The 596-nt window shown below is 70.5% G+C and carries 1 protein-coding gene and 1 pseudogene; both read right to left on the bottom strand.

Annotation, left to right across the window (positions count from 1 at the left end):
• Window positions 1-382 (bottom strand): annotated as a pseudogene (locus tag AC1DQC_RS20040) (adenosine deaminase); the annotation flags it as partial.
• A gap of 4 nt (window positions 383-386) precedes the next feature.
• Window positions 387-596: DUF1214 domain-containing protein (locus AC1DQC_RS20035; RefSeq protein ID WP_477052980.1), on the bottom strand; the 210-nt coding region annotated here is incomplete at its 5' end.

Below are 596 nucleotides of genomic sequence, written 5' to 3'. Positions count from 1 at the left end.
GCGCGCTCGACACCCCGAACTCCGACTCGCTGCCACGGACGGCGTCGCCGAGGCCGTCGAGCACCTCCCGCAGCGGCACCCCGCGCGCCGTGTGCGCCTGCGGATTGAAGAAGATCTCCGCGTGCCGCACCCCGCCCGCGGCCGCCCGAGCGAAGTACGCACGGGCCAGGTCGGCGAAGTCCTGCGCGGTCCGCAGCACCGCCATGTTTGCGAAGTACAGGTCCAGGAACGACTGCAGGTCGGTGAACTCGTAGCGCGAACGCAGGTCGTCGAGGTCCCGGTACGGCAGCGTCACCCTGTTGCGCTCGGCGAGCGCGAAGATCAGCTCCGGTTCGAGCGAGCCCTCGATGTGCATGTGCAGTTCGGCGAGTGGGGTCGGCATCTTCTCATCCCTCGGGTTCGGGTTCTGGCGGCGTCCAGGACGGGTCGGTGGGCAGGTAGGACCGCAGCATCACGACGAACTCGCCCTCCGGGGCGGGCAGCCAGGTCGACGTACCGCTCGCCGGCTCGGCCGCGGCCAGCCAGACGTCGAGGGAGCCGTCCGGATTTCGGGTCAGGCCCGGGGTCCGGTCGCCGATCGCATACCTGCCCAACAC

Source organism: Cellulomonas sp. P4_H12 (genome assembly GCF_056400905.1).
The sequence above is the reverse complement of the archived record's forward strand: the minus strand, read 5'-3'. Positions and strand labels throughout refer to the sequence as shown.